Here is a 10,383-nt window from a genome sequence, read left to right as displayed (position 1 = left end):
TCGCCACAGGAAGCCCACTTGCCACAACAGCGGCCTCAGCGGGCCAGCAGGAATTTGATAACCCGATCACTGAACGCAGCACCGGCCTGCACATTGGACAGGTGCGCCGCGTAGAACTCGGCGTACTCGGCGCCCTGCACATGGTGCTGGATAAAGTGACCACCGGCCGGTGGCGTGACGGCATCTTCAGTGCCGGCAATCACCAGGGTTGGCGCCTTGATCTTCGACAACTGCTCACGGAAATCGGCATCACGCACGGCGGCGCAGTTGGCCGCGTAACCTGGGGGCGAAGTCGCGGCAAGCATGTCGGTGATCTGCTTGGCCTGGTGCGGGTTGGCTGCCGCAAAATCGGCGGTGAACCAACGCGCAATCGACGCATCGCGCAAGGCCACCATGGCCGCCGCGCCATCACGCTGGACCATCTCGATCCGTGGGTTCCAGATCTCCGGCGTGCCGATTTTGGCGGCGGTGTTGCACACCACCAGGCGCTGCAGGCGCTCACCGGCATTAATCCCCAGCCATTGGCCGATCAAGCCACCCATGGACAGCCCGCAAAAATGTGCACGCTGAATATCCAGCGCATCCAGCAGTGCGATCACGTCGAGGCCCAACTGCTCGATGCTGTACGGTCCCTCGGTCACCAGGGATTTGCCGTGGCCACGGGTGTCGAAACGCAACACCCGGAAATGCTCGGTAAACGCCGGGATCTGGATGTCCCACATATGCAGGTCGGTACCCAGCGAGTTGGACAGCACCAGCACCGGTGCGTCCAGGGGGCCATCGAGTTGGTAATGCAGTTCGCCCTCGGCGAGGTGTACGAAAGCCACAGCGTTCTCCTTAGGCGGTCAATGCAAAGTGTTCGGTGACAGCGCGAGTGACCCAGGTGTGCGCCTGGCCCAGGTAGTGGGCCGGGTCGAGCAGGCGGTCCAACTCAGGGGCGGACAACTCGGCGGTGACCTGCGGTTCGTCCGCCAGCACCGCGCGCAAGTGGCGCCCTTCTGCGACGGCGCGTTTGCAGCATTGCTCCAGCAGGTGGTGCGCGGTTTCCCGGCCCAGGCGTTGAGCCAGCACGATGCTGACGGCTTCGGCCAGCACCAGCCCTTGGGTCAGGTCGAGGTTGTGGGCCATGCGTCCGGGGTCGACTTCCAACCCTTCGCTCACCAGCAGCGCTTGTTTCAGGGCCCCGGACACCAGGCGGCAAATCTCCGGCAAGGTTTCCCATTCGGCGTGCCACAGGCCCAGGCTGCGTTCATGTTCCTGGGGCATGGCGCTGAACATCGTCGCCACCAGGCCGGGCACGCGCGTGGCGGTGCTGATCAGCACAGCGGCGCCCACCGGGTTGCGTTTGTGCGGCATGGTCGACGAACCGCCCTTGCCGGGCGCCGACGGCTCGAACACTTCGGCCGCTTCGGTTTGCATCAGCAGGCTGATATCGCGACCCAGTTTGCCGAGGCTGCCGGCGATCAGGCCCAGGACGCAGGCGAACTCCACCAGTCGGTCGCGTTGGGTGTGCCAGGGTTGTTCAGGCAAGCTCAGTTGCAACTCCGACGCCAGCGCCTCGGCCACCGGCATGGCGTGTTCACCGAGTGCCGCCAACGTCCCGGACGCGCCGCCGAATTGCAGCACCAGCAAACGCGGTTGCAGTTCTTTCAAACGCTGGCGACTGCGCGTCACCGCGCCCAGCCAACCGGCAATCTTCATCCCCAGGGTGACCGGCGTCGCGTGTTGTAACCAAGTACGCCCGGCCAACGGCGTCGTCGCATAACGCTGGGCCTGGGCGGCCAGCACATCGCCCAGACGCGCCAGATCCGTTTCGATCAACCCCAGGGCCCGGCGCAGTTGCAGCACCAGCCCGGTGTCCATCACGTCCTGGCTGGTCGCGCCCAGGTGCACATAGCGTTCGGCCCCGGCATCCCCGCTGGCAATCAACTTGCCCAGCGCCTTCACCAGCGGAATCGCCGAATTCCCCGCCGTGGCAATCGCCACACCGAGGGCATCCACGTCGTACAGCGACGCCAGGCAGGCCTGGGCAATCGGCGCCACGGCCGCCTGCGGGATCAACCCGACCTGGGCCTGCGCCCGGGCGAGCGCGGCTTCGAAATCGAGCATGCCCTGCAGGCGTCCCTGGTCGCAGAACACCTCGGCCATGCTGTCAGCAGTGAAGTAAGCGTCGAACAGTTGATTGCTCGTGCGCAGTGTCATAACTCATCCCTTACAAATCGTGATGCAGGTACGCCGCCTGTTTCGGCAAACGCAAGCTGAACAGGAAGGCCACCGCCATCATGCCGGTGACATACCAATAGAAGGTGTTTTCCATGCCCATGGATTTGAGGCCCAGGGCCACGTATTCCGCCGAACCGCCGAAGATTGCGTTGGCCACCGCATAGGCCAGGCCCACGCCCAGGGCGCGCACTTGTGGCGGGAACATTTCCGCCTTCACCAGGCCGCTGATCGAGGTGTAGAAGCTGACAATCGCCAGGGCCAGGGTGATCAGCACAAACGCCAGGAACGGACTGCTGACGGTTTTCAAGCTGAGCAGGATCGGCACCGTGCACAGTGTGCCCAACGCGCCGAACCACAGCATTGAGTTACGCCGGCCGATTTTGTCGGCCAGCATGCCGAACAGCGGCTGCATGCACATGTACAGGAACAGCGCGCCGGTCATGATGTAACTGGCGGTCTTGGCGTGCATCCCGGCGGTGTTCACCAGGTACTTCTGCATGTAGGTGGTAAAGGTGTAGAAAATCAGCGAACCGCCTGCGGTGTAGCCGAGCACGGTGATGAATGCCGCCTTATGGTCACGGAACAGCGCGGCGATACTGCCGGCGTCCTTGTCCTCGCGGGTTTCCTTGCTGGTGGTTTCCTTGAGGGTGCGGCGCAGCAGCAGGGAAATCACCGCGGCAATCGCACCGATCACGAACGGAATCCGCCACCCCCAGGCCCGCAGTTCTTCCTCAGTGAGGATCTGTTGCAGGATCACCACCACCAGCACCGCCAACAGTTGGCCACCGATCAGGGTCACGTACTGGAACGAGGCAAAAAACCCACGCTGGCCCTTGAGCGCGACTTCACTCATGTAGGTGGCGGTGGTGCCATATTCGCCCCCCACCGACAGGCCCTGGAACAGCCGCGCCACCAGCAGCAGGGCCGGGGCCCAGGCGCCGATGTCTTTGTAGGTGGGCAAAAAGGCGATGACCAGGGAACCGGCGCACATCATCAGCACCGAGATCATCATCGAATTCTTGCGTCCGTGCTTGTCGGCGACCCGGCCGAACAGCCAGCCGCCGATGGGGCGCATCAGGAAGCCGGCAGCGAACACGCCAGCGGTGTTGAGCAGTTGGACCGTGGGGTCATCCGACGGAAAAAACGCCGGGGCGAAGTAAATGGCGCAGAAGGCATAGACGTAGAAGTCGAACCATTCGACCAGGTTGCCGGAGGAGGCACCGACAATCGCAAAGATCCGTTTGCTGCGCTCTTCTCCGGTGTAGTGACTGGTGGTTGTTGTCATGGTTTTTCACTCAGTGGGAACGGTTATAGCCTAGACATACTTTGCAACAACCGGAGGTAGTTGCAAGCAGCAAGCTATAAGCTGCAAGAGAAAAACCGACGCGGTCACTGCTCTTCCTTGTAGCTTGCAGCTTGAAACTTACCGCTGCTACCGATCAATAATCGAAGAACACCGTCTCCTTATCTGTGCCCTGCAAAATCACATTCCACTGATGCACCCCAGCCGCATCCGGCTTGGCAATCAACGTGCCGCGCCGCTCGGCAGGCACACAGGCCAGCAACGGGTCGTCCCCGTTCAACGCCTCGCCCTCGAAATAAATCCGCGTCAGCAGGTGTTTCACCAAGCCACGGGCAAACACCAGCACCACCAGGTGCGGCGCCTGGGTCGTGCCTTGCAGGCCCGGCACGCTGCCCGGCTTGATCGTGGTAAAGCGGAAGCGCCCTTCGGCATCCACCGGCACCCGGCCAAAGCCTTCGAAGTTCGGGTCGAGCGCCTTGTCCTGCTCGTCTTCAGGGTGGTCGTACTTGCCGGCGGCATTGGCCTGCCAGACTTCGAGCATGGCGTCGTTGACAACATCACCGTTGCCGTCCACCACTTGCCCGCTGATCGCCACGCGCTCGCCGAGGGTGGCGGCGACGGTCAAGTCTTCGCGGTTCAGCCAGGTCAGGCCGATGTGGTAGTACGGCCCGACGGTGTGGGACGTGGTCGCGTTGAGTGTCATCTCATTTCTCCATCGGCGTGGCGTCGCGGCCGCGCAGGACGATGTCCCAGCGGTAGCCGAGGGCATAGGAAGGAATGGTCTTTTCCAGGTCGAAACGGGCGATCAAGCGTTCCTTGGCGCTGGTATCCGGTACGCAGTTGTAGATCGGGTCGTATTCCAGCAGCGGGTCGCCAGGGAAATACATCTGCGTCACCAGGCGCGTCAGCAGGCTCGGGCCGAACAGCGAAAAGTGGATATGCGCCGGGCGCCACGCGTTGTGGTGGTTGCCCCACGGGTAGGCGCCGGGCTTGATGGTCTGGAACTGGTACCAGCCATCGGCGTCGGTGACGGTGCGCCCGGTGCCGGTGAAGTTCGGGTCCAGCGGCGCATCGTGCAGGTCACGTTTGTGGTTGTAGCGACCGGCGGCGTTGGCCTGCCAGATCTCCACGAGGATGCCCGGCACCGGCAGGCCGTTTTCATCCAGCACGCGGCCATGAATGATGATGCGTTCGCCCAACGGTTCGCCGTCGTGTTGGGCGGTGAGGTCGTTGTCCTTTTCGCTGACTCGCTCGGCGCCGATGGTCGGGCCGGTGATTTCCGACAAGGAATGAGGCAGGAACACCAACGGCTGGGACGGCGAACGCAGGTTCGTCGACTGGTAGGCCGGGTGCAGGTAATCAGGCTGAGTGCCCGCTTGCGGGCGCCGGTAACCGGGCTTGTCACTCATGGAGCAGTCCTCTCTTATTAGATGCGTTCAATCGCCAGGGCCAGGCCTTGGCCGACGCCCACGCACATGGTCGCCAGGCCTTTACGGCCGCCGGTTTTTTCCAACTGATGCAGGGCCGTCAGTACCAGCCGCGCACCGCTCATGCCCAAGGGGTGGCCCAGTGCGATGGCGCCACCGTTCGGGTTGACCTGGGGTGCGTCGTCGGCGATGCCCAGTTCACGCAGCACCGCCAGGCCTTGGCTGGCGAAGGCTTCGTTGAGTTCGATCACATCGAAGTCAGTGACGGCCAGGCCCAGGCGCTCCACCAGCTTGCGCACCGCCGGCACCGGGCCCATGCCCATCACCCGTGGCGCAACGCCGGCGCTGGCCATGCCCAGCACGCGGGCGCGGGCAGTCAGGCCGTGTTTTTTAACCGCTTCGGCAGACGCCAGGATCAGTGCGGCCGCACCGTCGTTCACCCCAGAGGCATTGCCCGCGGTGACGGTCTTGTCCGGGCCGTTGACCGGTTTGAGTTTGGCCAGGGCTTCAAGGGTGGTATCCCTGGGGTGCTCATCGTGCTCCACCACGGTTTCGCCTTTTTTATGGGCGACTCGTACCGGCACGATTTCTTCGGCGAAGAATCCGGCCGCCTGGGAGGCGGCGGTGCGTTGCTGGCTGCGCAGGGCAAAGGCGTCCTGGTCGGCGCGGGAGACCTGGTAGTCGTCGGCGACGTTATCGGCGGTCTGCGGCATGGCGTCCACGCCGTACTGGGCTTTCATCAACGGATTGATAAAACGCCAGCCGATGGTGGTGTCTTCCAGCTTCATGTTGCGCGAAAACGCCGCATCAGCCTTGCCCATCACGAACGGCGCACGGGACATCGACTCGACGCCACCGGCAATCGCCAGCTCCATTTCGCCGCTGGCGATGGCGCGAAACGCGGTGCCGATCGCATCCATGCCCGAGGCGCACAAACGGTTGAGGGTCACCCCCGGAATACTCTCCGGCAGGCCGGCCAGCAACAGCGCCATGCGGGCGACGTTGCGGTTGTCTTCACCGGCCTGGTTGGCGCAGCCGAGGAACACCTCGTCAACGGCCGACCAGTCCACGGAAGGGTTGCGCTCGATCAGCGCCTTGATCGGCACGGCCGCCAGGTCATCGGCGCGCACGCTGGACAGGCCACCGCCAAAGCGGCCGATGGGGGTGCGAATGGCATCGCAGATAAATACCTCACGCATCAGGCTTCTCCCGGTGCTTGGCCGTGGGCGGCGGCCGTGCGTGCTTCGAGGTCACGCAGGGCGGTCAACTCGACCTCGGTCGGCTCGGCGGTGGTGCTGACCTGCTCGGCAAATCGAACCGCCCAACCGGTGGCCGCTACGACTTGCTCGCGGGTCACCCCTGGGTGCAGGGCGGTGACCACGAATTCGTGGGTGCCCTCTTCCGGTTCCATGATGCACAGGTCAGTAATGATTCCGACAGGACCGGCACCCGGCAGACCCAGGCGTTTACGCGAATCCCCACCTTCGCCGTGGCCGACCGAGGTGATGAAGTCCAGCTTGTCGACAAACGAACGGGACGACTGCTTGAGGATGATCAACACGCTCTTGGCCGAGCCGGCGATTTCCGGCGCGCCACCGGCGCCCGGCAGGCGCACCTTGGGTTGGTGATAATCACCGACCACGGTGGTGTTGATGTTACCGAAACGGTCGACTTGCGCGGCACCGAGAAAGCCCACGTCGATACGCCCGCCCTGCAGCCAGTAGCGAAAAATCTCGCCGGTCGGCACCACGGTGTCGGCGGTTTCCGCCAGCTCGCCATCACCGATCGACAGTGGCAATACGCTGGGCTTGGCGCCAATCGGGCCGGACTCATAGATCAGCACCACATCCGGCGACGAAGTCAGGCGCGCCAGGTTGGCGGCCTTGGACGGCAGGCCGATGCCCACAAAGCACACGGAGCCGTTCTTGAGGCGGCGCGCGGCGGCGACGGTCATCATTTCATTGGTCGAGTAAGCCATTACTTGGCCTCCTGCTGCGTGGTCAGCTTGGCCTGGAATTCACTGAAATCGGCAGTGCCGTGGATGTATTCATCCATCCAGGCGGTAAAGGTCCCACGGTCGCGGGCGATGGGGTCCCACGCCTGGTAGAAGCGATTGTCACGCTCGTTGTAGCCGTGGGCGTAGGACGGATGGGCACCACCGGGTACGTGGCACACCGCAGTGAGGGCCCAGGTCGGCAGCACGCAGCTGTTCATCGGCGCGTTCAGGTCATCGACGATTTCTTCCACGGTGACGATGCAGCGCTTGGCCGCCAGGGCCGCTTCCTTCTGCACCCCAAGAATGCCCCAGAGCAACACGTTGCCCTTGCGATCAGCCTTTTGCGCGTGGATCACGGTGACGTCCGGACGCACCGACGGTACCGCTGCCAGCACTTCACCGGTGAACGGGCACGTCACGGTCTTAATCAGCGGGTTGACCTTGGGCAAGTCGGAACCCGCGTAGGCGCGCAGCACCGCGAACGGCAGGCCCGATGCGCCGGCGACGTAGGCATTGGCCAGGTCGGCGTGGCTGTGTTCTTCGATTTCCAACGGTTGCGGCCATTGCTTCTCGACCGCGTCACGCAGGCGATGCAGGGAACCTACACCCGGGTTACCGCCCCAGGAGAAAATCAGCTTGCGCGCACACCCGGCACCGATCAACTGGTCGTAGATCAGGTCAGGCGTCATACGCACCAGCGTCAGGTCTTTCTTGCCCTGACGAATGATTTCATGACCCGCTGCCGTAGGGATCAGATGGGTGAAGCCTTCCAGTGCGACAGTGTCGCCGTCGTTCACGAATTGCTTCACCGCGTCACGCAGCGCAAGAATTTCAGCCATGGGGTTGGGCTCCCGGTGTGGATCGAAAAGGCGCTGAGGTGGCGCCGAAGTGCTTGAAGATTAAGCCGGGGAAATCGGCCAAACAATCCGATAATCGACTCAGCGTTCGATTATCGAACGGATTGTTGGCAGGCTATCGATTGATCTCAGGTCGCATCCGCATGGCTGACCATGCCTTTGATGACCACGGCTGCTGTGGCCAAAGCGGCCGGAATGACCAGGGCGGTGAGCACCTGCTCGAAGTTCCAGCCCAGGCCGAGCAAGGTGGCGCCCATCCACGCGCCGAGGATCGCGCCGAAACGGCCGATGCCGAGCATCCACGACACGCCGGTGGCGCGGCCTTGGGTTGGGTAGAAGCGCGCGGCCAGGGACGGCATCGCCGATTGCGCACCGTTGACGCACATCCCGGCGACCAGCACCAAGGTGGCCAATAGGGTGATATTGCCCAGGCTCTGCCCGACCGCGTAGGCAAACACCCCGGCCAGCAGGTAGAAAGTGCCGATGACCTTGTGGGGATTGAACCGGTCCATCGCCCATCCCACGCCGACGGCACTCAATACGCCACCAAACTGGAACAGCGCGCCGATAAACGCAGCCTGCTCCATGCTGGCGCCGCTGTCGCGCATCAGGGTCGGCAGCCAACTGGTCAGCAGGTACACGATCACCAGGCCCATGAAGTACGTCAGCCACAGCAGCAAGGTGCCGACGCTGTAGGTGCCCGAGAAAATCACCGCGAACACGTTGCGCGCCTTGACGGTTTTTTGTTCGGGCACGCTGAAGGCGGTGGCCTGGGCAACAATAGAGGGTTCGATGGGCGACAGCGTTTTGCGCACCTTGTCGGTGCCTCGGTTGCGCACCACCAGGAAACGCGCCGACTCCGGCAGCCACAGCATCAGCACCACCACCAGGATCAACGGCAGGATGCCGCCGATCATCAACAAGGCGTGCCAGCCGAACGCCGGGATCAGCTTGGCCGAGATAAACCCGCCACCGGCCATGCCCAGGTTGAAACCACAGAACATGCTGGTCACCAATAGCGACTTGTGGCGTTCAGGGGTGTATTCGGAGAGCAGGGTCGTCGCGTTCGGCATGCCGGCACCCAGGCCCAGCCCGGTGAGAAAACGCAGCACCAGCAATTGATCCACGCTGCTGCTGTAGGCCGAGGCCAGGCTGAACGCACCAAACACCAGCACCGCGCCCACCAGCACAACCTTGCGCCCGAAACGGTCAGCCAACGGTCCGGAACCCAGGGCGCCGAATACCATGCCGATCAACGCAGCGCTCATCACCGGGCCAAGGCTGGCGCGGTCGATGCCCCAGTCCTGTGACAGCGCGGGCGCGATAAAGCCCATGGCGGCGGTGTCGAGGCCATCGAGGAAAACAATGAGGAAACACAGGATCACCACGCGCCACTGGTAACGGGACAGTGGCTGGGTGTTGATAAAGGACTGCACGTCCAGGGTGGTACCGACAGAAGGCTGATTCATTATTCTTATTCCACACCGATGGCGGGCCAACGGCCTGGGGCCGTCATTATTATTGGGGCGCCCTCAAGAGCGCTGCCGCACAGTAATAAGCCGGGGGAAACATCGTCAATTGATCAAGCGGGGATCTGTGCGGTCACCGAACACCTTAGGCAAACAACTGCGCACTCAACTCACGGCTGGCACTGAGCATGCTCGGCAGGAAACGCTGCTCCAGCTCGCTGCGGCTGACCCGTCCAGCGTGAGTACTGACATTGAGCGCCGCCAGCACCTGGCCGGACGCGTCATACACCGGCACGGCGATGGAGCGCAGGCCCTGTTCCAGTTCCTGGTCGACAATGCACCAGCCCTGCTGACGCACTTGTTGCAGGCATTCGAACAAGGCTTCAGGGGTGGTCAGGGTGCGGCTGGTCTTGGTTTGCAGGTCGGCATGGTCGAGGTAGTCCTGCAGCGAGGCGTCATCCAATGCCGCGAGCAGGATGCGGCCCATGGAGGTGCAATAGGCCGGCAACCGTCCGCCCACCGACAGGTCCACGGAAATCAGGCGCTGGGTGGTGGCTGAACGGGCGATGTAGAGGATGTCGTCGCCTTCGAGGGTGGCCATGTTGCAGGCTTCGTGCAGTTGCTCGCTCATACGGTCCAGATAAGGCTGGGCCGATACCGCCAATGGCGTGGAGGACAGGTAGGCATGCCCCAGGGTCAGGACTTTGGGCAGCAATGAATAGGTGCGCCCATCGGTGGTGGCGTAGCCGAGCTTGATCAAGGTATGCAGGCAACGGCGTACGGCGGCGCGGGGGATCTCGGTGCGGTGACTGATCTGGGCGATGGTCAGGTGGCGCTTGCGCTCCTGGAACGCCTGCACCACCGCCAGGCCGCGAGCCAGGGAGGTCATGAAGTCGGGGTCACCGGTAAACGCCTGGATACGCTTGGCCGGCGAGGCAACGATCGGCGGCGCCACTGACGCGAAAGAGTTGCGCAATTGATCGTTCATGCCAGGTTCCTTTCTCTTATTGTCAACCGCAGGGGATTGGGCTGCTATTACAAGCCGGGCCGGCCGTGATGCACAAGGCAGGCCCCGCAACATTGGGCGATTATCGGACAATCATGCGAT

Annotated in this window: 10 protein-coding genes; all 10 read right to left on the bottom strand. The window is 63.2% G+C overall.

All coding sequences use genetic code 11. The features are described from left to right. Window positions 1–35 precede the first annotated feature (35 nt). On the bottom strand, window positions 36–827 hold the full coding sequence (pcaD, locus tag BFP99_RS12160; RefSeq protein WP_065947333.1) for a 3-oxoadipate enol-lactonase: 792 nt from the start codon (window positions 825–827) through the stop codon (window positions 36–38). Window positions 828–837: 10 nt separating this feature from the next. Continuing rightward, a complete protein-coding gene (locus tag BFP99_RS12155) occupies window positions 838–2,202 on the bottom strand; it encodes a 3-carboxy-cis,cis-muconate cycloisomerase (protein WP_065947332.1) in 1,365 nt (454 codons plus the stop codon). 10 nt (window positions 2,203–2,212) lie between these two features. Continuing rightward, window positions 2,213–3,508, bottom strand: coding sequence for an MFS family transporter (locus BFP99_RS12150; protein ID WP_065938827.1), 1,296 nt, complete (start codon window positions 3,506–3,508; stop codon window positions 2,213–2,215). A gap of 154 nt (window positions 3,509–3,662) precedes the next feature. After that, the gene (pcaG, locus tag BFP99_RS12145) at window positions 3,663–4,229 is read right to left on the bottom strand and encodes a protocatechuate 3,4-dioxygenase subunit alpha (RefSeq protein ID WP_027604404.1); all 567 of its coding nucleotides are present in this window, start codon (window positions 4,227–4,229) and stop codon (window positions 3,663–3,665) included. Window position 4,230: 1 nt separating this feature from the next. Further along, window positions 4,231–4,935 carry a protocatechuate 3,4-dioxygenase subunit beta gene (pcaH, locus tag BFP99_RS12140; protein ID WP_065947331.1) on the bottom strand — a complete coding sequence of 235 codons (705 nt, stop codon included), beginning with the start codon at window positions 4,933–4,935 and terminating at the stop codon, window positions 4,231–4,233. A gap of 17 nt (window positions 4,936–4,952) precedes the next feature. Continuing rightward, window positions 4,953–6,155: a 3-oxoadipyl-CoA thiolase gene (pcaF, locus tag BFP99_RS12135; protein WP_176719692.1), complete on the bottom strand. Its 1,203-nt coding sequence runs from the start codon at window positions 6,153–6,155 to the stop codon at window positions 4,953–4,955. After that, complete coding sequence (locus BFP99_RS12130; RefSeq protein WP_065928283.1) at window positions 6,152–6,931, bottom strand: CoA-transferase subunit beta; 780 nt, start codon at window positions 6,929–6,931, stop codon at window positions 6,152–6,154. The genes pcaF and BFP99_RS12130 overlap by 4 nt, the downstream gene beginning before the upstream one ends. Then, on the bottom strand, window positions 6,931–7,788 hold the full coding sequence (locus BFP99_RS12125) for a CoA transferase subunit A (protein WP_065928284.1): 858 nt from the start codon (window positions 7,786–7,788) through the stop codon (window positions 6,931–6,933). Before BFP99_RS12125 ends, BFP99_RS12130 begins: the two co-directional genes overlap by 1 nt. A gap of 146 nt (window positions 7,789–7,934) precedes the next feature. Next, on the bottom strand, window positions 7,935–9,275 hold the full coding sequence (locus tag BFP99_RS12120; protein WP_065947329.1) for an MFS transporter: 1,341 nt from the start codon (window positions 9,273–9,275) through the stop codon (window positions 7,935–7,937). Between the two features lie 145 nt (window positions 9,276–9,420). Then, on the bottom strand, window positions 9,421–10,263 hold the full coding sequence (gene pcaR / locus BFP99_RS12115; RefSeq protein WP_025855315.1) for a pca regulon transcriptional regulator PcaR: 843 nt from the start codon (window positions 10,261–10,263) through the stop codon (window positions 9,421–9,423). Window positions 10,264–10,383: the final 120 nt, after the last annotated feature.

It is taken from the genome of Pseudomonas sp. 1 R 17, assembly GCF_900067035.1.
Classification (GTDB): Bacteria; Pseudomonadota; Gammaproteobacteria; order Pseudomonadales; family Pseudomonadaceae; genus Aquipseudomonas; species Aquipseudomonas marginalis.
Note: the sequence above shows the minus strand (reverse complement) of the source record. Positions and strands in the feature narration are given on the sequence as shown.